The sequence below is a fragment of the Rathayibacter sp. AY1D5 genome (genome assembly GCF_002932515.1).
In the GTDB taxonomy this organism is placed as follows: Bacteria; Actinomycetota; Actinomycetes; order Actinomycetales; family Microbacteriaceae; genus Rathayibacter.
In genome coordinates this window covers 1-25,894 of the sequence record NZ_PSVU01000020.1, presented here as the reverse complement: position 1 = coordinate 25,894, position 25,894 = coordinate 1, and the positions used below count along the sequence as shown (strand labels likewise).

Here is a 25,894-nt window from a genome sequence, read left to right as displayed (position 1 = left end):
GCGGGCTCACGGGAGGAGCCCAGCACGCCGAGGTGACGGCGGTTCTTACTCGTGGTGAACGTGCACCGACCGAGCGGGGGCCGGACGACCGCGGGTGCGGCGTCCGACCCCCGTCACGGAACGGGGTGTCAGGCGGTGGCGGTCTCGTCGGTCGCGGTCTCGTCGGTCGAGGTCTCGGCGGCGTCGGCCTCGGGGGCCTCCTCCGCGGCGGGGGCCTCGGCCTCGACGACGGCCTCGTCGGCGGTCTCGGTCTCGGCGTCGGCGACCTTCTCGGTCTCCGCGCCGGCCTGCTCGTTCGGCTCCTGCACGTCGGCGGCGGGCGCACCGGTGGAGAGCAGCTCCTGCTCCCACTCGGCCAGCGGCTCGACGGCGGAGACGTTGCCCTCGGCCTCGGGCTTCTGGTGGCGCTGGATGAGGCCCTCGGCCGCGGCGTCGGCGACGATGCGGGTGAGCAGGCTCACCGAGCGGATCGCGTCGTCGTTGCCCGGGATCGGGTACTGGACCTCGTCCGGGTCGCAGTTCGTGTCGAGGATGCCGATGACCGGGATGCCCAGCTTCTTGGCCTCGTCGATCGCGAGGTGCTCCTTCTTGGTGTCGACGACCCAGAGGGCCGACGGCGTCTTCGAGAGGTTGCGGATGCCGCCGAGCGACTTGTGCAGCTTGTCGAGCTCGCGCTTCTTGATGAGGAGCTCCTTCTTGGTGAAGCCGCTCTTCGACGTGTCGTCGAAGTCGAGCTCCTCCAGCTCCTTCATGCGGGCGAGGCGCTTCGAGACCGTCTGGAAGTTGGTCAGGAGGCCGCCGAGCCAGCGCTGGTTCACGTAGGGCTGGCCGACGCGGGTCGCCTGCTCCGAGATCGCGTTCTGCGCCTGCTTCTTGGTGCCGACGAAGAGGATGGTGCCGCCGTGGGCGACCGTCTCCTTGACGAAGTCGTAGGTCTTGTCGATGTAGGCCAGCGACTGCTGGAGGTCGATGATGTAGCTGCCCGAGCGCTCGGTCAGGATGAAGCGCTTCATCTTCGGGTTCCAGCGACGGGTCTGGTGCCCGAAGTGGACGCCGCTGTCGAGCAGCTGGCGCATGGTGACGACTGCCATGAGTCGTTCTCCTTGTCTCGGGGCCCGGGCGCACGACGGCGCCGAACTCCCGTTCGGTTGTCTGCGACGGCCGGTCGGCACGTCGCCCTGGCGCCCGGCGCACTCCCGCCCCGGCCGCATGAGCGGAGAGGGACCGTGGGGAGCGGAGGCCGAATGGGCGCGCGTAGTCACCCCGACGAGCGAGGTGCTCCGTGGAGTCTAGCACCAGGACGGCCGCCTCCCCCGCTGCTGCGGGAGGGCGGCCGTCGGGGCGCGGGAGGCCGGTGCTACTTGCGCGCCGACTTCATCACGGTGCGGATGTGCAGGGTGTCCATCTCCTCCAGAGAGCGGCCCTTGGTCTCGGGCACGAACATGAAGACGAAGACGAACGAGATCGCCGCGAAGGCGGCGTAGAGGCCGTAGGCCAGGGTGAGCGACACGTCCTGCGAGAGGATCGGGAAGGTCACCGTGATGGCGAAGTTCGCGATCCACTGGGCCGAGGCCGCCAGGCCGAGCGCGGCCGCTCGGATCCGGTTCGGGAAGATCTCGCCGAGGAGGACCCATACCAGCGGGCCCCAGGTCGCACCGAAGAAGACGACGAACGCGTTCGCCGAGACGAGGGCGATCGGCCCCCAGGCGCCGGGCAGCGAGACGTCCTCTCCGCTGATCGTCGACTGGCTGAAGGCGATGGCCATCAGTGCGAGCGAGACGGCCATGCCGGCCGATCCGACCAGCAGCAGCGGCTTCCGGCCGACCTTGTCGACCAGGAAGATCGCCACGAAGGTGACGACGACGTTCACGACCGAGGTGAAGACCGAGATCGCGAAGGAGTTGGACTCGTCGAATCCGACCGCGCTCCAGAGCGAGGTGGAGTAGTAGAAGATCACGTTGATGCCCACGAACTGCTGGAACACCGACAGCAGGATGCCGACCCAGACCACCGGGAGCAGGCCGAGGGCGGGGCCACGGAGGCTGGAGCGCTTCGCGTTCTCGGAGTCCTCGTCGATCTTCTTCTGGATGTCCGCGAGCGCCTCGTCGACCTCGTCGCGCGGCGTGACCGTCGCGAGCACCGCGCGGGCGTCCTCGGAGCGGCCGCGGGTCGCGAGGTAGCGGGGCGACTCCGGCAGGGTCAGGGCCAGGAGGCCGTAGATCACGGCCGGCACGGCGCAGGCGATGAACATCCAGCGCCAGGCGGCGACGCCGAACCAGAAGGGCTCGGAGGCGCCGTCCGCGCCGTTCGCGATGAGGGTGTCCGAGAGCAGGGCGGCGAAGATGCCGAGCGTGATCGCCAGCTGCTGCAGCGACGCGAGAGCTCCGCGGATGGCCTTGGGCGCGATCTCCGAGATGTAGGTCGGAGCGATCACGGAGGCGATGCCGATGCCGAGGCCTCCGACCACGCGCCAGAGCACGAGGTCCCAGACCGCGAACGCCGCGCCGGCGCCGATCGAGGAGATGAAGAAGAGCCCGGCGCCGAGCAGCATGACCTTGATGCGGCCCCAGCGGTCGGCGAGGCGGCCCGCGAGGTACGCGCCGAGTGCGCAGCCGAGCAGCGCGGAGGCGACGGCGAAGCCGATCAGCGCGGCCGAGAGCTGGAACTCGCCCTGCACCGCCTCCACGGCACCGTTCACCACCGACGAGTCGAAGCCGAAGAGGAAGCCGCCGACCGCCGCCGCGATCGCGAGGCCGATCACCTTCCTCTTCAGCTTCGCCGCCGAGGGGTTCGGGATGTCCGCTCTCCCGCTGGTCGTGTCAGATCGTCCGCTGGTCATGGTCGTCTCCGATTCTCGCCGCCGGTGGGGGCGGGGTGCCGCTCCCGAGCCGGATCACCGGCACGTTACTCCTCGCCGCGGCACCACCGGGACGGGTTGCGCTCTCCCCCGGCCGATGTCCTCCCTCCACAGCCGGGCCCGTCGCGCTCTCCTCCCCTGATCCGCTCGGCCGACCACCGGTCCCGGACCGGCTCCAGGAGGGTGGCCGCATGCTCCGATCCCGACTCCTGCGCCCGGGCGTGTTCGCCCTCGCCGCTCTGCTCGTCGGGGCGCCTCTCGGCGCCTCGCCCTCCGGCACCTCGTCCCCCGGCCGGTCCGACCCGCGGTGGAATTCACCCGTCCCGGGGTTCTCCGTCGTGGAGCCGTGGGGCGCGCCGGCCCACCGCTACGCCCCCGGGCACCGCGGGATCGACCTCGCGGCAGCGGCCGGGCAGCCCGTGGTCGCCGTCGCGGCGGGCACCGTGTCGTTCTCGGGCAGGGTGGTCGACCGGTCCGTGGTGAGCATCGTGCACGCGGACGGTCTGGTCTCGACGGTCGAGCCGGTCGACGGATCGGTGACGGCGGGGCAGGTCCTCACCGCGGGCCAGCCCGTCGGAGCAGTGGGTGCGGGCGGCCACTGCGACGGGAGGTGCGTGCACCTCGGCGTCCGCGAGGGTGGCGACTACGTCTCGCCGATGCGGTTCTTCGGCGGGATCCCCCGGGCGGTGCTTCTGCCGATGGACGACGTGGCGCAGGGTGTTGAGCGAGTGGCGCGGAAGGGTGCGTCCGGTGACTCGCGCGTCCGGTCAGGCGCGGGGGTGGGCGAGGCGGTAGGCGTCGCGGATCCGCTCGGTCGAGACGTGGGTGTAGATCTGCGTGGTGCCCAGGCTCGCGTGGCCGAGCAGCTCCTGGACGGCGCGGAGGTCGGCTCCGCCGTCGAGCAGATGGGTCGCCGCGGTGTGGCGGAGGGTGTGCGGACCGGACGGTCCGGAGCCCTGCCCGACGTCGAGGAGCCTCGCCACCACGCCGTAGACCGTGCGCGGGGTGAGGCGCGCGCCCCGCCGTCCCAGCAGCAGGGCCCCGCTCCCGTCGCCGGTGGCGAGAGAGGGTCGGGCGCGCTCCAGGTAGTCGACGAGCGCCTCCTTCGCGGGCACGCCGAACGGGACGACCCGCTGCTTGGCGCCCTTGCCGGTGACGAGCACGGTGAGCCTGCCGAGATCGACGTCGCCCAGGTCGACGGCGACCAGCTCGGAGACGCGGATGCCGGAGGCGTAGAGCAGCTCGACGATCGCGAGGTCCCGCAGCGCCACCGGGTCCTCGGTCGCGCCTCGCGCCGCGACCGTGTCGAGCACCTGTTCCGCCTGCGGGAGCGTGAGGACCCGCGGCAGTGTCCGTCCCGACTTGGGCGTCTTGAGGCGTGCGGCGACGTCGACGGGGAGCCGCTCGGTCCGATGCGCCCAGGAGGAGAAGGAGCGGACGGCCGCGGTGCGCCGGGCGAGGGTCGCGCGGGCGATCCCCGACTCCGACTCTCGCCAGAGCCAGTCGCGCAGCAGCTCGAGGTCGAGCTCGGCGGTGAGGAGCCGCCCCTTCTCCTCCGTGTGGGCGATCAGGCGCGCCAGGTCGGAGCGGTAGCCCTTCGCGGTGGCGGGCGAGAGGGACCGCTCGTCGAGGACGTAACGGAGGAAGTGCTCGACCGAGTCGGCGAGCGTCTCGCCGGTCATGATCCGTCCGGCATCCGCGACCAGAGGTCGATGCGCCCCTGCTCGTCGAGCCCCTCGAGCCGCTCGATCAGGTCGGTGCCGAACCGCGTCGCGATCGGGGCCGGTGCCGTCGGCACGAACGAGGCGGCCACCGTCTCCGGGTGGACGTGGACGAGCGAGAGGCTCTGCGCTCCGTCGACGCCGGCGAGCTCCCGCTCGGGCGCTCCGAGGTCCATCGTGTAGCTGGTGGCGCCGGCGACGAGCACGGGCACGCCCGCGAAGGTCGCAGCCGTGGGGTAGTGCAGGTGGCCGCCGAGGATCGCGCGGACGTCGGTTCCGCGCACCACCTCCTCGAGGCGGTCGATCCCCCGCAGCTCGAGCACGGTCATCGCGCCGAGCGGCGTGGGCAGCGGAGGGTGGTGCAGGGCGAGGATCGTCCCGAGCGGGGCCGGTGCGGCGAGCTCGTCCTTCAGCCAGGCCAGCTGGGCGTCGGTGAGGTCGCCGTGGTGGAAGCCGGGCACCGCGCTGTCGAGCGCGATGAGCCGGAGCCCGCCGAGGTCGACGACCTGGTCCACGGGTCCCGCGCCCGCCGGGTCCTGCTCGAGGAGCACCCGCCGGAAGGCTCCGCGCTCGTCGTGGTTGCCCATCACCCAGACGATCGGGCAGCCGAACCGCTCGCCCACGGGGTCGAGCTGCTCGCGCACGCGCCGGTAGGCGTCCTCCTCGCCGCGGTCCGCGACGTCCCCGGTCACCACGATCGCGTCCAGGCGTCCGCCGCGCTCGGCCAGCCGGCCGACCGCCTGCGCGAGGCGGGCGACCGTGTCGACCTTCCCGTAGAGCGGAGCGCCGTCGGCCAGCAGGTGCGTGTCGCTCAGATGCGCGATGACCCTGTCGGCGGCGCGGAAGTGCCCGAGCTGCGGGCGCTCTCCGCCGTGTCCTGCTGCCGTGGCGTCCATGCCGCTCCCCTCGCCGATGCCCCTTCAGCGTAGGGCGGACCGCCGACAGCGCCGCGGCGGCGGGGCCGCTCACCCGGGTGCCCGCTCCCAGTCCCCGTCCTCGGAACGGTGGACGCGTCCGTCTGCGAGGAGCGCACCCAGCGCCGACAGTGCCGAATCGAGCGAATCCCCGGAGAGCCGGGCGACGGTTGCGGCGTCACAGCCTCCTTCGGATTCGACGACGGCCAGGACTCGCGCCTCAGCCGCGGTCAGCGCTCGGCACGATCCGTCGGCGTCGCCGACGGCGAGCAGTTCGAGCACATCCGCCGGCGAGGTGACGCAGGTCGCCGCGTACTCGCGGAGGAGCCGGTGGCAGCCGGCGGAGGAGGCACTGGTGACCGGGCCCGGGACCGCACCGAGGGGGCGGCCCAGGGCAGCCGCGTGGCCGGCGGTGTTGAGGGATCCGGAGCGGGCGCCGGCCTCGACGACGACGGTGCCCACGGTGGAGGCGGCGATGAGGCGGTTGCGCTGCAGGAATCGCCAGCGGGTGGGCGTGGTGCCCGGCGGGACCTCCGTCGCGACGGCGCAGCCGGGGGTGGCGATGATGCGGTGGAGGAGGTCGGCGTGAGCCGTCGGGTAGAGGCGGTCCGCTCCCCCGGCGAGGAAGGCGACCGTCCGGCCTCCGGAGCCGAGGGCGGCGCGGTGGGCGACCGCGTCGATCCCGAAGGCACCGCCCGAGACGACGGAGACGCCTCGCGCCGCGACGCCCGCGGCGAGCTCGGCGGCCACGTGCTCGCCGTAACCGGTCGCAGCGCGGGCGCCGACGAGGGCGAGGCGGTGCGGCGGATCGAAGGCGGCGGGATCACCGCGCAGCCAGAGCAGGAGTGGCGCGTGCGGCCCGAGGTCGTCGAGCGACTCGGGCCACACGGGAGCCCCGGGCAGGAGCAGTCGGGCGCCGAGTCGCTCGGCGATCTCGAGACGTCGGAACAGGAGCCTGCGGTCCAGGCGCGGTCGCCAGCGCGCCAGCCCCGACTGGAGCGCGGCGACCTCGGAGTCGAGGGGCGCGAGCGCCCCGCCTCCTTCGTCGGAGGGAGCGCGATGCGGGGGCGCGAGGATCTCCTCCGCGGACGACGAGGACACGACGTGGGCGAAGGCCTCGGCCGCGCCGACCCTCTCGATGAGGAGGGCGGCGACGGAGTCGCCGGGCTCGGTCAGAGAGTTCCAGCCGCACCGGGCAGCAGCGTCGACGAGTGCGCTCCGAGCGCAGCCGGACTCACCCGAAGGCTCGCCGTCGGCCGCCGAGTCCGGATCGGCTGCGCCGCTCGGCAGCAGTCGGCGAACAGCGTCGAGCTCCGCTCCGTCGAAGAGCGCGTCGGGCCGGATCACGCGGCACCTCCTCGAAGGGCGAGCGCGCGCGCGAGGTGGGCTGCTGACGGCCGGTCGGCTGCGTCGAGGTCCGCGAGCGTCCAGGCCAGGCGCAGGACCCGGTCGTAGCCGCGCATGGTCACCAGACCTCGCTCCAGAGCCCGGTCGAGCGTGCGGGACTCGGCACTGGTCGGGCGCACCGCGTCCGAGCGCAGCCAGGCGCCGGAGACCTCCGAGTTGAGCGTCCACGGAGTTGAGGCGAGGCGAGCCGCTGCCAGGGACCGCGCCGCGGCGACACGGGCGCGAGCCTGCGCCGTCGACATTCCGGACGTGTCTCGACGTGCAGCCAGCTGAGCCGCGCTGATGCGGCGGACCGTCAGGCGGATGTCGACGCGGTCGAGCAGCGGTCCGCTGAGCCGCGCGAGGTAGCGGCGGCGGACCGAGGGAGCGCAGGTGCAGGTCTCTCCGGGGATGCCGAAGCGGCCGCACGGGCACGGGTTCGCCGCGAGGACGAGCTGCACCCGCGCGGGGAACTCGGCGACGGCGTTCGCGCGGTGGATGCGGATCACGCCGGATTCGAGCGGCTGGCGCAAGGCGTCGAGGGCGACGGACGAGAACTCGGGGGCCTCGTCGAGGAACAGCACGCCCCTGGTGGCGCGGGCGACCGCGCCGGGACGGATGCGGCCGCTGCCCCCGCCGACGATCGCTGCGGAGGAGGCCGAGTGGTGCGGACTCTCGAACGGCGGCCTGCGCACCAGCGCGCCACCGGTCGGCGCTCCGACGAGCGAGCGCATGCAGGTGGCCTCGAGCGCTGCATCGTCGTCGAGGTCGGGGAGGATGCCCGGCAAGCGCGAGGCGAGCATCGTCTTCCCGGCGCCGGGAGGCCCCAGCAGGAACACGTGGTGCCCGCCCGCCGCCGCGACGACCATCGCCTCGGCCGCCTCCTCGTTCCCCACCACGTCGGAGAGGTCGAAACGGGCCTCCGGCTCGGACACCGTCTCAGACGGCGGCGCGGCCTCGGGGAGCACCGGCACTTCCCACTCGGCTCCGTGCCAGACGGCGGCCGCCGCCAGCGAGGAGACCGCGATCACCTCGACGCCGTCGACCAGCTCCGCCTCGAGCCGGTCCTCGACGGGGACCATCACGCGGCGCCTGCCCTCGCGGGCGGCCGCGAGCACCGCGGGCAGCACGCCCGGGACGGAGCGCAGCCGGCCGTCCAGGCCGAGCTCCCCGATGTGGACGACCGCGGCGACCGACTCCGCATCGACCTCACGGAGCGACGCGAGCGCGGCCAGCCCGATGGCGAGATCGAAGGCGGAGCCGTGCTTGGGCATCGCGGCCGGCGAGAGGTTCACGGTGATCTTGTACTCGGCGATGGTGCTGCCGGAGTTGATCGCCGCCGAGCGCACCCGCTCCTTCGCCTGCGCGAGCGCGGCGTCGGGCAGGCCGATGATCACCATTCCCGGGGTGCCGTCGGCCGAGTGCGCCTCCACCCCGACCACGGCTCCCGCGAAGCCGACGAGACCGACCGCCGTGGTCCTTCCCAGGCCCATCAGGCCACCGCCCGCAGGTGCCGGATCTGCGACGGGACTCCCCCGGGAGCGACGATGCCGACCGCGTCGATCCGCAGATGCCGGGAGCGCTCGTGGTGCTCGTCGGCCCAGGCGTAGGCGAGTCGGCGCAGGCGCTGCGCCTTGGCCCGCGTGATGGCCTCGACCGGCAGTCCGAAGCGCGTCGATGAGCGCGTCTTCACCTCCACCACGACCAGTGCCGACCCGTCGCGGGCCACGATGTCGAGCTCGCCCTCGCGGACCCGCCAGTTGCGGTCGAGGATCTCGAATCCGTTGTCTCTCAGGTGCGCCGCCGCGATCTCCTCGCCGCGCCGCCCCAGTTCGTCCTTGTCCATGCGTCCTCCTGCCGGAAGCGTGCAGGACCAGGGAGGAGCGCTGGACGGCCGAGAGGGGGATCCGGGGAGAAGACGGCCGAGGAGGTGCGTGGGGAGGGACCTCGGTCCGGGGTCTGGATACGGCGCCGGGACCGCTACGCGACCAGCAGGAGGAATGCGCGCCGCGTGAAGACGAGACCCTCGGAGCCGCGCATCCGAGAGAGCTCCGGAGCGGGGTGGGGCTCCTGGCACCGGGTCTCGATGCGCCGTCGGAGGCGGCTACGCGACCAGCAAGGGGTCCGGAGCCTGCCGCGACAGCGTCCTACTCGTCGAGCGCGAGCTCCTTGGGGAGCTCGAACTCCTTGCGGGAGAGCTCCTCGACGTTGACGTCCTTGAAGGTCAGCACGCGCACCGACTTCACGAAGCGGTCGGAGCGGTAGACGTCCCAGACCCACACGTCGCGCATGGTGAGCTCGAAGTAGAAGTCGTGCTCGGTGTCGCGGCGAACCAGGTCGACCTCGTTCGCCAGGTAGAACCGGCGCTCGGTCTCGACGACGTACGAGAACTGCGAGACGACGTCGCGGTACTCCCGGTACAGTGCCAGCTCGACCTCGCGGTCGTAGTCCTCGAATTCGTCCTCATCCATCGTTGGACAATCCTACGCCGAGCCGACGGGCACGAACGCCGGGAGCGGCTCCTCGACGCTCTCCCGCGACTTCGACAGCCAGGTCACCCGGTGCAGCGGGGACGGGCCGACCCGCTCGATCCCCGCCCAGTGCGCGGCGCTGCCGTAGCCCTTGTTGCTGTCCCAGGCGTAGTCGGCGAAGTCGTCGTGGTGGCGCACCATCTGACCGTCCCGGCCCACCTTCGCGAGCACGGAGGCGGCGGAGACGGCGGCGCAGTCGCGGTCGGCCTTCACGCGGGTGACGATCGTCAACTCGGCCGCCCACTCGCCCAGCGCGGGCGTCAGCCAGTCGTGAGCGCCGTCGAGGAGGACGACGGCGGTGGCGAGGTCGACGCCCTGGTCGGCGAGGCGCTCGATGCCCCTCGACGCGGCGCGGCCGAGGCCGGCGATGATCCCGGTCTCGTCGATCTCGTCCGCCGAGGACTCGCCGATCGCCCAGGCGGAGACCCACTTCGCTACTCCCGGCAGGAGCGCCTCGCGGCGGGCGGGAGCGAGCATCTTGGAGTCGCGGAGCCCCTCGGGGAAGCGCCCGCAGCGGCTGCCGATCGACACGACGCCGACCGAGACCGGGCCGGCGATCGCGCCGCGGCCGACCTCGTCGCAGCCGATGACCGTCTCATAGCCCTGCCGGAAGAGGCGCCGCTCCTGCGTCAGCGTCGGCTCGGCGACGACCACCTAGCCCTGCCCGCTCTGCGCGTCGTCCGAGCCCTCCTCGGAGGCCTCGGTGTCGACTCCGCGGAACACCGACGGGTAGTCGTCGAGCCACGCCCACTGCTGCACGGGCCAGGTCACGAGGATCGCGCGGCCCACGACGTTGTCGATCGGCACGAAGCCGCCGCCCGGCTTGTCGGTGTTGTAGCGGGAGTCGGCGGAGTTGTAGCGGTTGTCGCCCATCACCCAGAGCGAGCCCTCGGGCACGACGACGTCGAAGGGGGTGGCCGAGACGGCCTGCACCCCGTCCGGCAACTTCACGTAGGGCTCGTCGATCGGGTTGCCGTTGATCTCGACCTGGCCGAGCGGCGTGCAGCAGGTCACGTGGTCGCCCGGCAGGCCGATGACGCGCTTGATGAGGTGGTCGTTGCTGTCGGGAGCGGTGAGGCCGACGAGCGCGAGGGCGGAGTCGACCGCGGCCTGGAACGGCGGCACGTTGGGCTCGGAGCTCGGCGAGAGCCATCCGCCGGGATCGCGGAAGACGACGACGTCGCCGCGCGAGATCTTCACCACTCCGGGCACGAGCTCGTTCACGAGGATGCGATCGTTCTCGACGAGCGTCTGCTCCATGGAGGAGGAGGGGATGTAGAACGAGCGGATCAGGAAGGTCTTCACGAGGAAGGAGACGAGCACCGCGACCACGAAGATGATCAGCACGTCGCGAAGGAAGAGCAGGACACCCCGGCGCTTGCGCGGGCGCTTCTCGGACGGATCCGCCGAGTGGCGGGCGTGGTCCTCGCCTCCGGGGAGGCGGACCGGGGCCGTGCTGTCTGTCATCGCTCGCCGTCGCCCCTACTGTGCATCACCGGGTGGACTCCCCGGACGGATCGCCCCCGAGAAAGGGAGGAACCCCGGTCCATCATAGGTGGACCGGGGTTCCCGAGAAGTCGTGCGGAAGCCGCTCAGGCGTCGCGCTTCTCCTTGATCTTCGCCTTCTTGCCGCGCAGGTTGCGCAGGTAGTAGAGCTTCGCGCGACGGACGTCACCGCGGGTGACGACCTCGATGTGGTCGATGACCGGCGAGTGCACGGGGAACGTGCGCTCGACGCCGACCTGGAAGCTCACCTTGCGGACGGTGAAGGTCTCGCGGACGCCCTCGTTGGAGCGGCCGATGACGACGCCCTGGAAGACCTGGATGCGCGAGCGGGAGCCCTCGACGATGTTGACGTGGACCTTGACGGTGTCGCCGGCGCGGAAGTCCGGGACATCGCTGCGGAGGGACGCCGCATCGACGGAATCGAGGATGTGCATGCTGTATCGCTCTCCGTGCCCGCCACAGGTCGAACACCGTTTCGTTGATGGAAGTCGGTCGTGCCCACGTCGTCGCGGCTCCCCTGTGGCAGAGCCTGCGCGAGGCACAAGCGCTCATTCTGCCATGCCGCGTCGATCCGAGTCAAAGCAGGGTCGTCGGGAGGGCAGAGTCACCTGGAGGACAGGGTCGCCCTGAGGGCAGAGCCGCGCAGAGGGCGGATCCGTCGAGAGGGCCGAGCCGTGGAGCAGGGCGGGGCCTCGCAGGGGACAGCGCCTCTCGGGACGCCCGACCCCTCAGAGGACGATGGTCTGCCCGTCCTGCGGGCGCTCCGGGTCGAAGCCCTCGCCGGCGACGGGGCGGTGAGCGCCCTCGGCCTGCACGGACGCCGCCTCCGAGAAGGCGAGGAGAGTGGCCCTCGCGTCGCCGAGGAATCGCCACGCCGAGTGCCAGAAGGCCGCCACTCCGAGGACCACCGAGAGCAGGCCCAGCCCCCAGGCGCCGGGCGGGAAGAAGCCGAAGGCGATCAGGGAGAGGTGCCAGGCGCCGACCACGGCCACGTCGCCCCACGCGGGAGTGCGCGTGGGCCGAACGGTCACCCGGAATGCGACGATCGCGGCCACAGCCGCCAGCGCGACCGCCAGAATGGGGAGGGCGATCACCAGGCCGAGCACGGTCCAGCCGCTCGATCCTCCGAAGACCCCGTAGCCGAGGAGGATCCACAAGGGCAGCACGATCGCCGCCGGGAACTGCCAGGAACCGAATGCCCGTCGCGTGCGCATGCACCGACCGTACCCACCACCGCTGAGCGACGGCTCAGCGGACCCCGAGAGGATCAGGATGATCGAGCTACGCACCCCCGCCGAGATCGAGGAGATGCGTCCCGCCGGCCGCTTCGTCGGCGAGGTACTGAAGGCCACCTCCGCCGCTGCCGCGGTCGGCGTGAACCTGCTCGAGCTCGACCGGCTCGCCCACGACATGATCCGCACGGCCGGCGCCGAGTCCTGCTACATCGACTACCACCCCTCCTTCGGCGCGAGTCCCTTCGGCAAGGTCATCTGCACCTCCGTCAACGACGCGGTGCTGCACGGCCTGCCCTTCGACTACCGGCTGAAGGACGGCGACCTGCTCACCCTCGACTTCGCCGCCTCCGTGAACGGCTGGGTCGCCGACTCGGCCATCAGCGTCGTGGTCGGGACGCCGCGCGAGGAGGACCTCGCCCTCATCGACACCACCACACGCGCGCTCGAGGCCGGCATCGCCGCCGCGCAGCCCGGGAAGAAGATCGGCGACATCTCCGCGGCCATCGCGGCCGTCGCACACGCCGAGGGCCTGTCCATCAACACCGACTTCGGCGGCCACGGCGTCGGCCGCACGATGCACGGCGATCCGCACATCCCCAACGACGGACGCGCCGGCCGCGGCTACCCGCTCCGCTCGGGCCTCGTCGTCGCGATCGAGCCGTGGTTCCTGCAGACGACCGACGAGATCTACACGGACAAGGACGGCTGGACCCTCCGCAGCCGTGACGGCTCGCGCGGCGCCCACATGGAGCACACGATCGCCATCACCGAGACGGGGAACATCGTCCTCTCCGCGCGGGATTGACCAAGCGGTGGACAGTACTGCTATCCGATAGCGATACTGTCCACGTGCGAATCTCGGAGCTCAGCCGCAGCAGCGGCGTCAGCCTGCCCACGATCAAGTACTACATCCGGGAGGGGCTGCTGCCGCCGGGCGACGCCGCCGGCCCTCAGCGGGCGGAGTACGGGGACGCCCATGTCGCCCGCCTGACGCTGCTCCGGGCGCTCATCGAGAGCGGCGGCGTCGGTATCGCCGGCGCGAAGCGGATCACGGCCGCGCTCGACGCGGGCGTCGGTCCGACAGCAGCGTTCGAGGTGGCGCAGGACGTGGTCTCCGTGAGCGCCGACTCGACCGCGTCCGCCACCGAGGCGTCGACGCGGCGGATCGCCGAGGCCGCGGGCTCCGACCACTGCGGCCACCCTGCCGTCGCGACGGCGGCACGGGCGCTCGACGCGCTCGAGCTCTCCACCGGACCGATGAGCGCCGGCTGGCTCGAGACCTACGCCCGCGCCGCCGCCCTCGTCGCCTCCGCCGACCTCGACGAACTGCAGGCCCGCGAGAGCGTGAGCGAGCAGGCTGCCGTCGCCGCCGTCGGCACCGCGCTCGGAGACGTGGTGCTGCAGTCGCTCCGGCGCGTCGCCCAGGCGCGCGAGACGCAGAGCCGCTTCGGCTCGACGGAGGTGCCCCGATGAGCGCCGCGACCGAGACGCCCGCGCCCACAGCCTCCGCTGCTCCGCACCGGCCGCTCCTGGTGCTCGCTGCCGCGATGGCGGTCGGCGCCCTCCTCTGCGCGATCGCGCTGGTCGTCGATCCCCGCGAGCTCGGCGGGCAGCCGCTCTGGGGCAAGCCGCTGAAGTTCTGCCTCTCGATCGCGCTGTACGCCGTGACGCTCGCCTGGCTGATCGGGCTCGTGCCCCGCCGGCGCCGCCTCGCCCGAGCGCTGGGCACGGTCGCGGCGGTCGGTCTGGCGGTCGAGATGGTCGTGATCGGAGGCGCCGCCCTGGTCGGCGAGCGCAGCCACTTCGACGTCTCCACTCCCCTGCACGCCGCGCTCTGGGCCTCGATGGCCGTCTCGATCGTGGTGGTCTGGCTGGCGACGCTGGTCCTCGCCGCCCTCCTGGCGCGGGTGCCGCTCGGCGACCCTGCGCTGACGCTCGCCGTCCGCGCCGGACTCGTGATCGGGCTCGTCGGGATGGCCCTCGCGTTCCTGATGACGGGGCCCGCGCCCGGCCAGATCAGCGACTACCAGGGCGTCGTCGGTGCGCACGCCGTCGGAGTCGCGGACGGCGGACCCGGCCTCCCCCTCCTGGGCTGGAGCACCACGGGGGGCGATCTGCGCATCCCGCACTTCGTCGGGATGCACGCTCTGCAGGGGCTCCCGCTGCTCGCGCTGCTGCTCGGACGGCTGGCAGCCCGGATCCCCGTCCTGCGCCCCGGATCCACCCGGCTGCGGCTCGTCGCACTGGCCTCGGCGGGCTGGGCGGCCGCGGTCGCCCTCACCTGCTGGCAGGCGCTGCGCGGTCAGGCGCTGACCGCACCGGACGCGCTGACACTCGCCGTCGCTACTGTGGCCGTGGTCACCCTCGCCGGAGGGACGATCCTCACCCTCGCACGAACGGAGGCCCGCGCATGAGCCGGCTGCACCGCGGCTGGACGCCGCTCGGGATCGTCTACCTCGTCCTCGCCCTCGCCGGGCTGATCGGGACCTGGACCTGGAACGTGAGGGCTATGCAGGAGGGCGCGGACCTGCTCGCCAGCCTCGCCGCAGGCGGGCCGTGGGTGTCGTCGTTCTCGACCGACCTGCTGGTCGTCGCGATCGCGGCCGTCGCCTTCATGGTGGTGGAGGGCCGCCGGATCGGGATGCGCCGCGTGTGGATCCTGGTGCTGCTCGCGCCGCTGGTCGCCCTCGCGTTCGCGTTCCCCCTCTTCCTCGCCCTCCGCGACCGGCACCTGGCCCTCGCGGCCCGGTGACCGTGCGGCTCGGGGCTAGGGGAGCAGTTCGGGGCGGACGCGGCGCGTGCGCTCGACGCTCTGCTCGTGGCGCCAGGCGGCGATCGCCCCGTGGTTGCCGCTGAGGAGCACCGGAGGGACGTCGAGGCCGCGCCAGGAGGCCGGCTTGGTGTAGCTCGGGTACTCGAGCAGCCCGTCGGAGTGGCTCTCCTCGACCAGGCTCGCCGGATTGCCGACCACGCCCGGGACCAGGCGTCCGACGGCCTCGATCATCGCCATCACGGCGACCTCTCCTCCGTTGAGGACGTAGTCGCCGAGGCTGATCAGCCGGACCCGCGCGCGCTCGGCGGTGTGGTCCACGACGCGCTGGTCGATGCCCTCGTAGCGGCCGCAGCCGAAGACGAGGGTGGACTCCTCCGCGAGCTCGCGGGCGGTCGCCTGGGTGAACAGCTCGCCCGCGGGCGACGGGAAGATCACGACGGGGTCGTCCGCGCCGTCGAGGATCGTGTCGAGCGCCTCGCCCCACGGCTCCGGCCGCATCACCATGCCGGCGCCGCCGCCGTAGGGCGTGTCGTCGACGGTGCGGTGGCGGTCGTGGGTGAAGTCGCGCAGGTCGTGCACGCCGAGCTCGATCAGCCCGCTCTGCCGAGCACGGCCGAGCAGGCTGATGTCGAGCACGCCGAAGAACTCCGGGAAGATCGTGACGATGTCGATCCTCACGACCGGGGCTCCTCCTCGGAGGCGGCGTCGGAGGCGGCCGAGGGCTCGTCGTCGGCGGGCTCCTCGAGAGCGGCGTCCGCGTCAGCGGACGCGTCCGGCTCGTCGGCGTCCGCAGGCGCGCTCAGCGCCGGGTCCGCCAGGTCGACACCGCTGAGGTCGACCGCGGCGGGCTCCTCCTCGGGAGCCTCCTCGAACAGGCCGATCGGAGGCGTGACCGTGACGATCCCGGCCGCGGCGTCGACGGAGGGGACGATCGCGTTCACGAACGGCACCATCACCTCGCCGGATGGGGTGCCGACGATGAGCAGGTCCTGCGCGGGGAAGTGGTCGACGCGGCGGACGGTGCCGACCTCGACGCCGTCGCGGACGACCTTCATGCCGACCAGCTGGTAGTCGTACCAGGAGTCGTCCTCGCCCGGCTGGGTCTGCACCTCCTCATCGATCCAGAGGATCGCCTTCAGGAGGGTCTCAGCGGCGTTGCGGTCGTCGACGCCTCGGAAGAACGCGACGGGGTGGCTGTTGTACCAGCGCAGCTCGACGAGCTCGAGCTTCTTGCCGTGCCACTCGGAGGTGCGCGGGACCTGCAGCGTGAACGTGGATCCGGGGGTGAAGCGCTTGTCGGGCTCGTCCGTGTAGAGCTCGAGCTTGATGGCGCCCTTGAGCCCGTGGGCCTTGGTGAGTCGGGCGACGCGGAGCTGCGTCGTGCCCGGTCCGGTGACCGACACCTCTACTTGTCGGTGTCGACGACGTCGACGCGCACGCGGCGCCCGTCGGCGAGCGCGGCGACGAGAGTGCGGACGGCCTTGGCTGTGCGACCGGAGCGTCCGATCACGCGGCCGAGGTCCTCGGGGTGCACGCGCACCTCGAGGACCTCTCCGCGCGGGGAGCTCGTGGCCACGACACTGACCTCATCGGGGTTCTCGACGATCCCCTTGACGAGGTGTTCGACGGCGGGAGCGAGCACTGACTACGCCTCGGTGGAGGTCTCGTCGGCGGTGTCCTCGACCGGGGCGGCCTTGGCCGGAGCCTCGGACTTCGGCTTGAGGACGGGCTTCTTCTTCGCGTCGACGACGAACGGAGCCTTGGGCTCCTTCACCTGGACGGTGCTGACGGCGTCGGCGTCGCCCTTGAAGCGGCCCCAGTCGCCGGTCAGCTTGAGGATCGCGGCGACCTGCTCGGTCGGCTGCGCGCCGACTCCGAGCCAGTACTGCGCGCGCTCCGAGTCGACCTGGATGAACGAGGGCTGCTCGGTCGGGTGGTACTTGCCGATCTCCTCGATCACGCGGCCGTCGCGCTTGGTGCGCGAGTCGGCGACGACGATGCGGTAGTAGGGCGCCCGGATCTTGCCGAGGCGCTTCAGACGAATCTTGACAGCCACAATTCTCCTGTGTGGTCGTTGACCGGTGTCCGGTCGATGATGGATGAACTGAGCCGTGAGCGTGGGGGCACACCCGGCGGAAGCTCGAGGGGGTTTCGTCGGCGGTGAGTAGAGGGTCGACCGCCTCGGACCCGACGGATCATTCTGCCAGAAAAACCGCCCCGGTGCGGGCCCGGCACGCCGCCGACCAGCGGCACCCTCGCGGGAGCGGGCCTCGCGGGACCGGGAAGGCCTCCGCCGGGGCTCGGCGTCCGCCCCGGCCGCAGGTGGCAGGATGGCGAGGCGCGTCCCGATCGGCGGACGCCCGGATCCGATGAGGACCACGCCATGGAGATCAGCTTCGCCGCATCAGACCGCTCCACGCTCGGGATCGAGTGGGAGGTCGCGATCGTCGACCGGCAGACGGGCGATCTCGCCAACGTCGCCGATGTGGTGCTGGAGGCGCTCCGCAGCGACGACGGCGCCCCGCACCCGCACATCACCGGCGAGCTCCTGCGCAACACGGTCGAGCTGGTCTCCGGCGTGCACACCTCCGTCCGCGACGCGGTCGCCGACCTGCAGGACCAGCTGCGGCAGGTGCGCGAGATCACCGACCCCATGGGACTCGACCTCGTGTGCTCGGGCACGCACCCGTTCGCGCAGTGGTTCGATCAGGCCATCACGGACAAGGAGCGGTACCACCGCCTCATCGACCGGACCCAGTGGTGGGGCCGGAACATGATGATCTGGGGCATCCACGTGCACGTCGGCATCGAGCACCGCGACAAGGTGCTGCCGATCCTCAACTCCCTGCTCGACTACTACCCGCACCTGCAGGCGCTCTCGGCGTCGAGCCCGTTCTGGGGCGGAGTCGACACGGGCTACGCCTCGAACCGCGCGCTGATGTTCCAGCAGCTGCCGACGGCGGGCCTGCCTCCGCAGTTCGGTGCCTGGGCGAACTACGAGGAGTACGTCGACGACATGATGCGCACCGGCGTCATCGACGATCACACGGAGGTCCGCTGGGACATCCGCCCCTCGCCGCAGTGGGGCACTCTCGAGATGCGCGCGTGCGACGGCCTCTCCTCCGCGGAGGAGATCGGAGCGGTCGCCGCGCTGATCCAGTGCCTCGTCGAGCACCTCTCGTCGCGGCTGGACGCGGGCGAGGACCTTCCGACGATGCAGCCCTGGTACGTGCGCGAGAACAAGTGGCGCGCGGCCCGCTACGGGCTCGACGCCGAGATCATCCTCGACGCCGCTGGAGCGGAGCGGCTGGTCACCGACGACATCCGCGCCCTGCTCGTCACCCTCGCACCGGTCGCCGAGCGTCTCGACTGCGTGAAGGAGCTCGGCGACGTCGAGCTGATCCTGGTCGCGGGAGCGAGCTACCAGCGCCAGTTGCGGACGGCCGCGGCGAACGACGGCGACCTCAAGGCGGTGGTCCGGGCGCTCGCGGGCGAGCTGCGCGACGGGCTCCGGGATCCCCGCTCATGACGCGTCCCGTCCTCCTCGCCGCAGCCGCGATCGGCGCCCTGGCCCTCGGCCTCGCCGGCTGCTCGTCCTCGACGACGACCGGCCCGGCGACCGCGTCCCCCGCCGGCACCGCCACTCCCCTCCCGACCGTCACCGCCGATCCGCTGCCGCTCTCGATCGGCGGCTCTCTTCCCGCCGGCTCCCGGGTGACGATCGTCGGCGACAGCATCGTGCGCGGTCTGACGGTCGACCCGGAGCAGGCCTGGCCCGCTCTCGTCGGCGACGACCTCGGCTGGGAGGTCACGAACCTGGGCTGCGACGGCGGCGGCTTCATCGAGCCGGGCGACTGCGGCGTCGCGATCGGCGACCGCGCGGAGGAGATCGCCGACACCCGGCCCGACGCGATCGTGCTGATCGCCAGCAGCAACGACCTGGGCTGGGATCCGGAGGACGTGGACGCCGCGATCGGGCCGGCGGTGGACGCGATCGTGTCCGCCTCGCCCTCGGCCCGGCTCATCGCGCTCGACTCGGTCTGGGGCCCCGACCCGCGCCCCTCCGATCTCGACGAGTACGACGCGGCGCTGGTCGAGGCCGTGACGGCCGCCGGCGGCGGGGCGCTGGAGTACCCGGACCCCCTCCGCGAGGACGGGCTGCTCGGCGAGGACGGCGTGCATCCCACCGTCGAGGGCCAGCGCGCCCTGGCCGACGCGTTCGAGGTGGCGGCCGAGAAGTCCGGCCTCGCCCGGGCGGTACCGACCGGCCAGAAGGCGACGGACGCGCCGGCGGCCTGACTCCGACACGGGGCGCCGCCGTGACGGCGCCCCGCCGGGTCAGCGGGCGGTGCTGTTCCGGCCGTCGCGCCAGCCGAGCAGGTCGCGCACGGGCGCGAGGTCGATGTCCGGACCGGTGATGCCGAGCGTGAACAGGCGGGCGCCCAGGTCGTACTGCTGGTCGAGCACATCGAAGGAGGCGTCGCCGACACCGCCGCGCACGCTCGCGCCGGTCGAGATCTCGATCGCGGCCGGGTCGCGGTCGACGCGGCCGCACCACTCCGAGAGCACGCCGAGCTTGCGCTCGAGCGTCGGGACGTCCGAGAAGCTGTGCCAGATGTCGGCGTGCTCGGCGACGATCCGCAGCGTCTTCTTCTCGCCGCCGCCGCCGATCATCACCGGGATGTCGCGGGTGGGCGCCGGGTTGAGCATCGACCACCGGCTGCGGATGCGCGGCATCGCCTCGGAGAGCTCGTCGAGGCGGGAGCCGGGAGTGCCGAACTCGTAGCCGTACTCCTCGTAGTCGCGCTCGAACCAGCCCGAGCCGATGCCGAAGATCAGACGGCCCTCGGCGCCCTTGGCGCTGATGTGGTCGACCGTGCGCGCCATGTCGGCGAGGAGGTCGGGGTTCCGGTAGCTGTTGCAGGTGACCAGCGGGCCGAACTCGATGCGGCTGGTCTGCTCGGCCCAGGCCGCGAGCATGCTCCAGCCCTCGAAGTGCAGGCCGTTCGGCTCTCCCGAGAGCGGGAAGAAGTGGTCCCAGTTGAAGGCGATGTCGACGCCGAGGTCCTCGAGCTCGGCGAGCGTGTCGCGGATGACCTCGTAGGGGACGTGCTGCGGTGCGATCTGGACGCCGATGCGGACGGGGCGCGCGTGTGCGGTTGTCATGCCCTCACGCTAGCGAGCGGTGCGCCTCACGGGGATCCCCGCTGCGGCCCCCGGAGGGACGGCGCGCTACTCCCCCGCCGGGTCCGGCGACGCCGAGGGCGCCTCGTCGCTCGTGGAGCGGGCGAGCTTGACGACGGTGGCCCCCTCGTCGTCGAACAGGCGGAGCCGTCCGCCGTCGAGCGAGGCCATCGCCGCCTCCGAGAAGATCATCGGCAGCGCGACGCCGTCGCAGGCGATCAGCGTGCTCGGCCCGGCCGAGACGGTGAGCGCGCCCGCCTGGTCGATCGACCACTCGCCCTGCGCGCCGTTGCAGCCGTCGGAGCCCGTCCAGGTCCCGTCCTCCGCGATCAGGAGGAACGGCACGTCGGGCGCGTCGTAGGAGACGCCCGTCACCCAGCGGCCGACCAGGTCCTCCGGGGAGGGCGCCGTCATCGCGTCGACCCCGGAGCCCTCGGCGCAGCCGGTGAGCCCGAGCACGGCCGCGAGGACGAGGATCCCGCCCGCGCGTCCGGCCGCGACCCGCCTCATCGCCCGAGGAGCTTCTGCAGCTGCTCGAGCTCCTCCGGCGTGGGCTGGGCGCCCTTGCCGGCGCCGCCGCCCAGGCCGAAGCCGGAGCCGCCCGCGTCGCCCGGGCGGGGCCCGGAGGTGATCGCCGCGTTCTCGGCCGCGCGCTTGGCGGGGTTGCCGGACTTGCTGCTCTTCTTCTTCTGCGGCTTCGGGCGGCCCTGGTAGCCGGCGCCGGGCACGGGGCCCATCCCGGGGACCGAGGGCATGCCGCCCTTGGCGACCGTCTTCATCATCTTGGCGGCCTGCTCGAAGCGCTGGACGAGCTGGTTGACGTCCGTGACCGTCATGCCGGAGCCGCGGGCGATGCGCAGGCGCCGTGAGCCGTTGAGCAGCTTCGGGTTGACCCGCTCCGCCTTCGTCATCGACTGGATGATCGCCTCGGTGCGCACGATCTCGCGCTCGTCGAACTGGTCGAGCTGCTCGCGCATGCCCTTCGCGCCGGGCAGCATGCCGATCATCTTCTTGATCGAGCCCATGTTGCGCAGCTGCTGCATCTGGCCGAGGAAGTCGTCGAGGGTGAACGTGTCCCCCATGATCTTCTCGGCGATCTTGCGCGCCTCGTCCTCGTCGAACGCGGACTGGGCCTGCTCGATGAGGGTCAGCACGTCGCCGAGGTCGAGGATGCGGCTCGCCATGCGGTCGGGGTGGAACTGCTCGAAGTCGTCGAGCGACTCGCCCGTGGAGGCGAAGAGGATCGGGCGGCCGGTGAGCGAGGCGACCGAGAGCGCCGCGCCTCCGCGGGCGTCGCCGTCGAGCTTGGAGAGGACGACGCCGGTGAAGTCGACTCCCTCCTGGAAGGCCTTGGCGGTCGCGACCGCGTCCTGGCCGATCATCGCGTCGATGACGAACAGGACCTCGTCGGGGTTCGTGACGCGGCGGATGTCGGCGGCCTGCTTCATCATGTCGGCGTCGACGCCGAGGCGTCCGGCCGTGTCGATGATGACCGTGTCGTACTGCTTGTCGGTCGCGAAGCGGATCGCGTTCTGAGCGACCTTGACCGGGTTGCCGACGCCGTTGCCCGGCTCCGGCGCGTAGACCGCGACTCCGGCCTGCTCGCCGACGACCTGCAGCTGCTGCACGGCGTTGGGGCGCTGGAGGTCGGCCGCGACGAGCAGCGGGGTGTGGCCGTCCTTGCCCAGGTACTTGCCGAGCTTGCCCGCGAGGGTCGTCTTGCCCGCGCCCTGGAGGCCGGCGAGCATGATGACGGTCGGCGGGCGCTTGGCGAACTCGAGCCGGCGCGACTGCCCGCCGAGGATCGCGACGAGCTCCTCGTTGACGATCTGGACGACCTGCTGGGCCGGGTTGAGCGCCTTGTTGACCTCGTCGCCGAGGGCGCGCTCGCGCACCTTGCCGGTGAACTCCTTCACGACCTCCAGCGCGACGTCGGCGTCGAGGAGGGCCCGCCGGATCTCGCGGACGGTGCCGTCGACGTCCGACGCGGAGAGCTTGCCCTTCGTCCGGAGGTTCTTGAAGGTCTCGACGAGTCGATCGGAGAGGGTGCCGAAAGTAGCCATGATGCCCGGAATTCTACCTGAGGCCCGGAGGGTCGGCGGGCGGGGCCGCCGATCGGCTCGCGATCGGCGCGATCACCGCGGAGCGGATTAACTGGTCCGGGTCCAAGAACAGGGCTAGGGTGGCCCGGTGATCGAGACACTGGTGGCGGGCGACTCCGCGGAACCCCTGGACTACGCCGACGGCTGGGAGCTGCAGCGCCGCCTGCACGCCGAGGTGGTGGCGGGCTCGAGGCCGGACACCCTCGTGCTCTGCGAGCACTCCTCCGTCTACACCGCCGGCAAGCGCACCGAGGCGCACGAGCGCCCGGTCGACGGCTCGCCCGTGGTCGACGTCGACCGCGGAGGGCGGATCACCTGGCACGGCCCGGGGCAGCTCGTCGGCTACCCGATCGTGCGGCTCGGCGAGCCCGTCGACGTGGTCGCCTACGTCCGCTCGCTGGAGGGCGTGCTGATCGCCGCTCTCGACGACCTGGGCGTGCAAGGGCGGCGCGTCGACGGGCGCTCGGGAGTGTGGATCCCGAGGGACGGCGGCGCCGACAAGATCGCCGCGATCGGCATCCGCGTCGCCTCGGGCGTGACGATGCACGGATTCGCCCTCAACGTCTCGAACAGCCTCGAGCCCTACGCCCGCATCGTCGCCTGCGGCATCGCCGACGCCGGAGTGACCACGCTCGAGCGCGAGCGCGGCGAAGCTCCGCCCATGGAGGCGGTGCGGGCGCGGGTGGCGGCGCGCTTCTCGGAGGCGGCCCCCGCCTTCTCCGCCCGCATCGAGGAGGTCGCCGCGTGAGCGCCGAGGCCGGCGGCCGCAAGCTGCTGCGGCTGGAGATCCGCAACGCCGAGACGCCGATCGAGCGCAAGCCCGAGTGGATCCGAACGAAGGCCTCGATGGGCCCGGAGTACCGGCAGCTGCAGTCGCTGGTGAAGAGCGAGGAGCTGCACACCGTCTGCCAGGAGGCGGGCTGCCCCAACATCTTCGAGTGCTGGGAGGACCGAGAGGCGACCTTCCTCATCGGGGGCGCCCAGTGCACCCGCCGCTGCGACTTCTGCCAGATCGACACCGGGAAGCCCGCGGACTACGACGCGGACGAGCCCCGGCGCGTCGGCGAGTCCGTGGCGCGGATGAACCTCCGCTACGCGACCGTCACCGGAGTCGCCCGCGACGACCTGCCCGACGAGGGCTCCTGGCTCTACGCCGAGACCATCCGCCAGATCCACGCCCAGGCTCCGGGCACGGGGGTCGAGATCCTGGTCCCGGACTTCACCGGCCGCGCCGAGCACCTGCAGCGGGTGTTCGACGCGGAGCCGGAGGTGTTCGCCCACAACGTCGAGACAGTGCCGCGGATCTTCAAGCGCATCCGGCCGGCCTTCCGCTACGAGCGCTCGCTCGACGTGCTCACCCAGGGCCGGGAGGCGGGGCTGATCACGAAGTCGAACCTCATCCTCGGCATGGGCGAGGAGCGGGAGGAGATCTCGCAGGCGCTGCAGGACCTCTACGACGCCGGCACCGACATCGTGACCATCACGCAGTACCTCCGCCCGACGCCGCGGCATCTGCCGGTGGACCGCTGGGTGCACCCGGAGGAGTTCGTGGCGATCAAGGAAGAGGCCGAGGACATCGGCTTCCTCGGCGTCCTCGCGGGGCCCCTGGTCCGCTCCTCCTACCGGGCCGGCCGGCTCTGGGCGCGCTCGATGGAGTCGAAGGGGCTGCCGGTCCCGGAGCACCTGCGCCACCTCGCCGACGCGGCACTGGGCTTCTCGCAGGCCGTGTAGCCCGCCACCGGGACGGCGCCGGCGCGTCGTCCCGGGCGGGGCCGCTCAGCTGACGAGCTGCTGGGCGAAGACGTGGGGGGTGAAGCCGGTGAGGTCGCCGATGCCCTCGCCCTGGCCGACGAGCTTGATCGGGATGCCGGTGCGCTCCTGGACCGCGAGGACGAAGCCGCCCTTCGCTGAGCCGTCGAGCTTGGTGATGACCAGGCCGGTGACGCCCGCGTGCTCGATGAACGCCTCGGCCTGGCTCAGCCCGTTCTGACCGGTCGTCGCGTCGAGCACGAGCAGGATCTCGGAGATCGGGGCCTGCTTCTCGATGACGCGCTTGATCTTCGTGAGCTCGTCCATCAGCCCGCCCTTGGTGTGCAGGCGGCCGGCCGTGTCGATGATGACCATCTCGACGCCGGTGTCCTTCGCGAACTGCACGGTCTGGAAGGCGACGGACGCCGGATCCTGGCGCTCCTGCTGCGGGCGGACGATCTGGGCGTCGGCGCGCTGCGCCCAGGTGGCGAGCTGGTCGACCGCCGCGGCGCGGAAGGTGTCGGCCGCGCCGACCACGACGCTCCGGCCGTAGTTGCGGAGGAACTTGGCGAACTTGCCGATGGTCGTGGTCTTGCCGACGCCGTTCACGCCGACCACGAGGATCACGGCGGGGCGCTCGCTGAGCTTGAGGGTGGTGTCGTACTTCGACAGGCGCTCCTCGAGGGACTCGCGGAGCATCCGCTGGAGGTCGCGCGGGTCGGTGGTGGAGTATCGGGCCACCTTGGCGCGGAGGTCGTCGACGATCTCCTCGGTGATGTCGGGGCCGAAGTCGGCGGTGATCAGCGCCGTCTCGAGGTCGTCCCAGGTCTGGTCGTCGATCGTGCGCTTCTCGAACAGGCCGCGCAGTGCGCGGCCGAGCGACCAGGAGGTGCGTTCTGCCATGGGTCCAGGCTACCGGCGGGCGCGCCTCCGAGCGGTCGGGGAGGCGGGTTCAGGCCGGGGGCGCGGCGACGCGCTGGCCGACGACGGCCGAGACGCCGTCCTGCCGCATCGACACGCCGTAGAGGGCGTCCGCGATCTCCATGGTCCGCTTCTGGTGGGTGATGACGATCAGCTGGCTCGAGGTGCGCAGGTCCTCGAAGATGCTGAGCAGTCGGCCGAGATTCGCGTCGTCGAGGGCGGCCTCCACCTCGTCCATGATGTAGAAGGGGCTCGGCCGCGACTTGAAGATGGCGACCATGAACGCCACGGCCGCGAGCGAGCGCTCCCCTCCGGAGAGGAGCGACAGCCGCTCGATCTTCTTGCCGGCCGGCCGCACCGCGACCTCGATGCCGGTGGTGAGCAGGTTCTCCGGGTCGGTCAGCCGGATGCTGCCGGTGCCGCCGGGGAAGAGGACGGGGAACACGTCCGCGAACGCCGCCTGCGTGTCGTCGAACGCGGAGGCGAACACGGTCTGCATCGTCTCGTCGAGCTCCTCGATGATGGTGAGCAGGTCGCGCCGGGTCCCGGTGAGGTCGGCCAGCTGCTCGGTCAGGAACGCGTGCCGCTGCTCCAGCGCGGCGAACTCCTCCAGCGCGAGCGGATTGACGCGGCCCAGCTGCCCGAGCTGCTTCTCGGCCTTCTCGAGGCGGCGGCGCTGCTCCTCGCGGACGTAGGGCCGCGGCTCCTGCTCCTCGTCCGTCTCGTCGGGGACGCCGACTCCGGGACCGTACTCCTCCACCAGCACGTCCTCGGCGAGCCCGAGCTCGGACGCGGCGCGCTCGAGCAGACCGGTGAGCTGCAGGGGCTCCGCCGCGAGGAGGGGAGCGTGCGCGACCGGCTCCAGTCCGTCACCGAGAGCGTCCACGGCCTCGAGCTGCAGATCTACGAGAAGAGGCTGCAGCTCACCGGTCTGCTCGAGCGCGCCGCGTCCGAGCTCGGGCTCGCCGAGGACGTGCTGGTGGAGGAGTACGGTCCCGGAGTCGGCGTCCCCGAC

At 72.1% G+C, this 25,894-nt stretch carries 28 protein-coding genes and 2 pseudogenes; 9 read left to right on the top strand and 21 right to left on the bottom strand.

What is annotated here, in order from left to right:
- Nucleotides 1-128 precede the first annotated feature (128 nt).
- Together rpsB and C5C82_RS08025 are read right to left on the bottom strand one after the other, a co-directional pair.
- On the bottom strand, nucleotides 129-1,091 hold the full coding sequence (gene rpsB / locus C5C82_RS08030; protein WP_104295446.1) for a 30S ribosomal protein S2: 963 nt from the start codon (nucleotides 1,089-1,091) through the stop codon (nucleotides 129-131).
- Between the two features lie 266 nt (nucleotides 1,092-1,357).
- Nucleotides 1,358-2,839, bottom strand: a complete 1,482-nt coding sequence (locus C5C82_RS08025; RefSeq protein ID WP_104223897.1) for a sugar porter family MFS transporter — start codon at nucleotides 2,837-2,839, stop codon at nucleotides 1,358-1,360.
- Nucleotides 2,840-3,048: 209 nt separating this feature from the next.
- On the opposite strand from C5C82_RS08025, the pseudogene C5C82_RS18245 reads away from it, so the two are divergent.
- Nucleotides 3,049-3,501, top strand: a pseudogene (locus tag C5C82_RS18245) (murein hydrolase activator EnvC family protein); the annotation flags it as partial.
- 123 nt (nucleotides 3,502-3,624) lie between these two features.
- On the opposite strand, the gene C5C82_RS08015 reads toward C5C82_RS18245, so the two are convergent.
- From C5C82_RS08015 to C5C82_RS07970, 10 genes are all read right to left on the bottom strand, one after another.
- Complete coding sequence (locus C5C82_RS08015) at nucleotides 3,625-4,539, bottom strand: tyrosine recombinase XerC (RefSeq protein WP_104295445.1); 915 nt, start codon at nucleotides 4,537-4,539, stop codon at nucleotides 3,625-3,627.
- Nucleotides 4,536-5,474, bottom strand: coding sequence for a phosphodiesterase (locus tag C5C82_RS08010; protein WP_104223899.1), 939 nt, complete (start codon nucleotides 5,472-5,474; stop codon nucleotides 4,536-4,538). Before C5C82_RS08010 ends, C5C82_RS08015 begins: the two co-directional genes overlap by 4 nt.
- Before the next feature lie 69 nt (nucleotides 5,475-5,543).
- A complete protein-coding gene (gene dprA / locus C5C82_RS08005) occupies nucleotides 5,544-6,839 on the bottom strand; it encodes a DNA-processing protein DprA (protein WP_258062879.1) in 1,296 nt (431 codons plus the stop codon).
- Nucleotides 6,836-8,371, bottom strand: coding sequence for a YifB family Mg chelatase-like AAA ATPase (locus tag C5C82_RS08000; RefSeq protein ID WP_104295444.1), 1,536 nt, complete (start codon nucleotides 8,369-8,371; stop codon nucleotides 6,836-6,838). Before C5C82_RS08000 ends, dprA begins: the two co-directional genes overlap by 4 nt.
- Entirely contained in the window at nucleotides 8,371-8,724 is a 354-nt protein-coding gene (locus C5C82_RS07995; protein ID WP_104223901.1) for a YraN family protein, read from the bottom strand. The genes C5C82_RS08000 and C5C82_RS07995 overlap by 1 nt, the downstream gene beginning before the upstream one ends.
- A gap of 301 nt (nucleotides 8,725-9,025) precedes the next feature.
- Complete coding sequence (locus C5C82_RS07990) at nucleotides 9,026-9,349, bottom strand: DUF2469 domain-containing protein (protein WP_055792576.1); 324 nt, start codon at nucleotides 9,347-9,349, stop codon at nucleotides 9,026-9,028.
- 12 nt (nucleotides 9,350-9,361) lie between these two features.
- On the bottom strand, nucleotides 9,362-10,063 hold the full coding sequence (locus C5C82_RS07985; protein WP_104250529.1) for a ribonuclease HII: 702 nt from the start codon (nucleotides 10,061-10,063) through the stop codon (nucleotides 9,362-9,364).
- Nucleotides 10,064-10,876 (bottom strand): signal peptidase I, encoded by an 813-nt coding sequence (gene lepB / locus C5C82_RS07980; protein ID WP_104223903.1) that lies wholly within the window; start codon nucleotides 10,874-10,876, stop codon nucleotides 10,064-10,066. It lies immediately after the preceding gene.
- A gap of 125 nt (nucleotides 10,877-11,001) precedes the next feature.
- Complete coding sequence (rplS, locus tag C5C82_RS07975; RefSeq protein ID WP_104223904.1) at nucleotides 11,002-11,349, bottom strand: 50S ribosomal protein L19; 348 nt, start codon at nucleotides 11,347-11,349, stop codon at nucleotides 11,002-11,004.
- A gap of 294 nt (nucleotides 11,350-11,643) precedes the next feature.
- Nucleotides 11,644-12,129, bottom strand: a complete 486-nt coding sequence (locus C5C82_RS07970; RefSeq protein ID WP_104354883.1) for a hypothetical protein — start codon at nucleotides 12,127-12,129, stop codon at nucleotides 11,644-11,646.
- 58 nt (nucleotides 12,130-12,187) lie between these two features.
- Here C5C82_RS07970 and map point away from each other — a divergent pair, with 58 nt between their 5' ends.
- From map to C5C82_RS07950, 4 genes are read left to right on the top strand one after another with little or no spacing between them, the layout of a single operon-like run.
- Nucleotides 12,188-12,955 (top strand): type I methionyl aminopeptidase, encoded by a 768-nt coding sequence (gene map / locus C5C82_RS07965; RefSeq protein ID WP_104295442.1) that lies wholly within the window; start codon nucleotides 12,188-12,190, stop codon nucleotides 12,953-12,955.
- A gap of 44 nt (nucleotides 12,956-12,999) precedes the next feature.
- A complete protein-coding gene (locus C5C82_RS07960) occupies nucleotides 13,000-13,623 on the top strand; it encodes a MerR family transcriptional regulator (protein ID WP_104226873.1) in 624 nt (207 codons plus the stop codon).
- Nucleotides 13,620-14,564 carry a hypothetical protein gene (locus C5C82_RS07955; protein ID WP_104295441.1) on the top strand — a complete coding sequence of 315 codons (945 nt, stop codon included), beginning with the start codon at nucleotides 13,620-13,622 and terminating at the stop codon, nucleotides 14,562-14,564. The genes C5C82_RS07960 and C5C82_RS07955 overlap by 4 nt, the downstream gene beginning before the upstream one ends.
- A complete protein-coding gene (locus C5C82_RS07950; RefSeq protein WP_104295440.1) occupies nucleotides 14,561-14,902 on the top strand; it encodes a DUF2834 domain-containing protein in 342 nt (113 codons plus the stop codon). Before C5C82_RS07955 ends, C5C82_RS07950 begins: the two co-directional genes overlap by 4 nt.
- Before the next feature lie 15 nt (nucleotides 14,903-14,917).
- On the opposite strand, the gene trmD is transcribed toward C5C82_RS07950, so the two are convergent.
- The 4 genes from trmD to rpsP are packed head-to-tail and all read right to left on the bottom strand — an operon-like array spanning nucleotide 14,918 to nucleotide 16,979.
- On the bottom strand, nucleotides 14,918-15,601 hold the full coding sequence (gene trmD, locus C5C82_RS07945) for a tRNA (guanosine(37)-N1)-methyltransferase TrmD (protein ID WP_104226875.1): 684 nt from the start codon (nucleotides 15,599-15,601) through the stop codon (nucleotides 14,918-14,920).
- Nucleotides 15,598-16,326: a ribosome maturation factor RimM gene (rimM, locus tag C5C82_RS07940; RefSeq protein ID WP_104295439.1), complete on the bottom strand. Its 729-nt coding sequence runs from the start codon at nucleotides 16,324-16,326 to the stop codon at nucleotides 15,598-15,600. Before rimM ends, trmD begins: the two co-directional genes overlap by 4 nt.
- A 2-nt stretch (nucleotides 16,327-16,328) precedes the next feature.
- Nucleotides 16,329-16,565 carry an RNA-binding protein gene (locus C5C82_RS07935; RefSeq protein WP_068210678.1) on the bottom strand — a complete coding sequence of 79 codons (237 nt, stop codon included), beginning with the start codon at nucleotides 16,563-16,565 and terminating at the stop codon, nucleotides 16,329-16,331.
- A 3-nt stretch (nucleotides 16,566-16,568) separates the two neighbouring features.
- A complete protein-coding gene (rpsP, locus tag C5C82_RS07930; protein ID WP_104223912.1) occupies nucleotides 16,569-16,979 on the bottom strand; it encodes a 30S ribosomal protein S16 in 411 nt (136 codons plus the stop codon).
- A 327-nt stretch (nucleotides 16,980-17,306) separates the two neighbouring features.
- Here rpsP and C5C82_RS07925 point away from each other — a divergent pair, with 327 nt between their 5' ends.
- Nucleotides 17,307-18,452 (top strand): glutamate--cysteine ligase, encoded by a 1,146-nt coding sequence (locus tag C5C82_RS07925; protein WP_104295438.1) that lies wholly within the window; start codon nucleotides 17,307-17,309, stop codon nucleotides 18,450-18,452.
- Nucleotides 18,449-19,222 (top strand): SGNH/GDSL hydrolase family protein, encoded by a 774-nt coding sequence (locus C5C82_RS07920; protein WP_104250521.1) that lies wholly within the window; start codon nucleotides 18,449-18,451, stop codon nucleotides 19,220-19,222. The genes C5C82_RS07925 and C5C82_RS07920 overlap by 4 nt, the downstream gene beginning before the upstream one ends.
- A gap of 39 nt (nucleotides 19,223-19,261) precedes the next feature.
- Here the strand turns inward: C5C82_RS07920 and C5C82_RS07915 are convergent, their stop codons facing one another.
- The 3 genes from C5C82_RS07915 to ffh form a co-directional block, all read right to left on the bottom strand.
- A complete protein-coding gene (locus tag C5C82_RS07915) occupies nucleotides 19,262-20,089 on the bottom strand; it encodes an LLM class F420-dependent oxidoreductase (protein ID WP_104223915.1) in 828 nt (275 codons plus the stop codon).
- Between the two features lie 66 nt (nucleotides 20,090-20,155).
- Complete coding sequence (locus C5C82_RS07910) at nucleotides 20,156-20,617, bottom strand: META domain-containing protein (RefSeq protein WP_104223916.1); 462 nt, start codon at nucleotides 20,615-20,617, stop codon at nucleotides 20,156-20,158.
- Nucleotides 20,614-22,170: a signal recognition particle protein gene (gene ffh, locus C5C82_RS07905; RefSeq protein WP_104226882.1), complete on the bottom strand. Its 1,557-nt coding sequence runs from the start codon at nucleotides 22,168-22,170 to the stop codon at nucleotides 20,614-20,616. Before ffh ends, C5C82_RS07910 begins: the two co-directional genes overlap by 4 nt.
- 127 nt (nucleotides 22,171-22,297) lie before the next feature.
- On the opposite strand from ffh, the gene lipB reads away from it, so the two are divergent.
- Nucleotides 22,298-22,957 (top strand): lipoyl(octanoyl) transferase LipB, encoded by a 660-nt coding sequence (lipB, locus tag C5C82_RS07900; protein ID WP_104269060.1) that lies wholly within the window; start codon nucleotides 22,298-22,300, stop codon nucleotides 22,955-22,957.
- On the top strand, nucleotides 22,954-23,940 hold the full coding sequence (lipA, locus tag C5C82_RS07895; protein WP_104226884.1) for a lipoyl synthase: 987 nt from the start codon (nucleotides 22,954-22,956) through the stop codon (nucleotides 23,938-23,940). Before lipB ends, lipA begins: the two co-directional genes overlap by 4 nt.
- Nucleotides 23,941-23,985: 45 nt before the next feature.
- Here lipA and ftsY read toward each other — a convergent pair whose 3' ends face one another.
- Together ftsY and C5C82_RS07885 are read right to left on the bottom strand one after the other, a co-directional pair.
- The gene (ftsY, locus tag C5C82_RS07890) at nucleotides 23,986-24,861 is read right to left on the bottom strand and encodes a signal recognition particle-docking protein FtsY (protein ID WP_104223920.1); all 876 of its coding nucleotides are present in this window, start codon (nucleotides 24,859-24,861) and stop codon (nucleotides 23,986-23,988) included.
- A 49-nt stretch (nucleotides 24,862-24,910) separates the two neighbouring features.
- A pseudogene (locus C5C82_RS07885) lies at nucleotides 24,911-25,894 on the bottom strand (AAA family ATPase); the annotation flags it as partial.

Coding starts and splice junctions, on each gene's coding strand:
- rpsB (WP_104295446.1), bottom strand. CDS start 1,091: ATGGCAGTCGTCACCATGCGCCAGCTGCTCGACAGCGGCGTCCACTTC.
- C5C82_RS08025 (WP_104223897.1), bottom strand. CDS start 2,839: ATGACCAGCGGACGATCTGACACGACCAGCGGGAGAGCGGACATCCCG.
- C5C82_RS08015 (WP_104295445.1), bottom strand. CDS start 4,539: ATGACCGGCGAGACGCTCGCCGACTCGGTCGAGCACTTCCTCCGTTAC.
- C5C82_RS08010 (WP_104223899.1), bottom strand. CDS start 5,474: ATGGACGCCACGGCAGCAGGACACGGCGGAGAGCGCCCGCAGCTCGGG.
- C5C82_RS08000 (WP_104295444.1), bottom strand. CDS start 8,371: ATGGGCCTGGGAAGGACCACGGCGGTCGGTCTCGTCGGCTTCGCGGGA.
- C5C82_RS07995 (WP_104223901.1), bottom strand. CDS start 8,724: ATGGACAAGGACGAACTGGGGCGGCGCGGCGAGGAGATCGCGGCGGCG.
- C5C82_RS07990 (WP_055792576.1), bottom strand. CDS start 9,349: ATGGATGAGGACGAATTCGAGGACTACGACCGCGAGGTCGAGCTGGCA.
- lepB (WP_104223903.1), bottom strand. CDS start 10,876: ATGACAGACAGCACGGCCCCGGTCCGCCTCCCCGGAGGCGAGGACCAC.
- rplS (WP_104223904.1), bottom strand. CDS start 11,349: ATGCACATCCTCGATTCCGTCGATGCGGCGTCCCTCCGCAGCGATGTC.
- C5C82_RS07970 (WP_104354883.1), bottom strand. CDS start 12,129: ATGCGCACGCGACGGGCATTCGGTTCCTGGCAGTTCCCGGCGGCGATC.
- map (WP_104295442.1), top strand. CDS start 12,188: ATGATCGAGCTACGCACCCCCGCCGAGATCGAGGAGATGCGTCCCGCC.
- C5C82_RS07955 (WP_104295441.1), top strand. CDS start 13,620: ATGAGCGCCGCGACCGAGACGCCCGCGCCCACAGCCTCCGCTGCTCCG.
- C5C82_RS07950 (WP_104295440.1), top strand. CDS start 14,561: ATGAGCCGGCTGCACCGCGGCTGGACGCCGCTCGGGATCGTCTACCTC.
- C5C82_RS07925 (WP_104295438.1), top strand. CDS start 17,307: ATGGAGATCAGCTTCGCCGCATCAGACCGCTCCACGCTCGGGATCGAG.
- C5C82_RS07920 (WP_104250521.1), top strand. CDS start 18,449: ATGACGCGTCCCGTCCTCCTCGCCGCAGCCGCGATCGGCGCCCTGGCC.
- C5C82_RS07915 (WP_104223915.1), bottom strand. CDS start 20,089: ATGACAACCGCACACGCGCGCCCCGTCCGCATCGGCGTCCAGATCGCA.
- C5C82_RS07910 (WP_104223916.1), bottom strand. CDS start 20,617: ATGAGGCGGGTCGCGGCCGGACGCGCGGGCGGGATCCTCGTCCTCGCG.
- ffh (WP_104226882.1), bottom strand. CDS start 22,170: ATGGCTACTTTCGGCACCCTCTCCGATCGACTCGTCGAGACCTTCAAG.
- ftsY (WP_104223920.1), bottom strand. CDS start 24,861: ATGGCAGAACGCACCTCCTGGTCGCTCGGCCGCGCACTGCGCGGCCTG.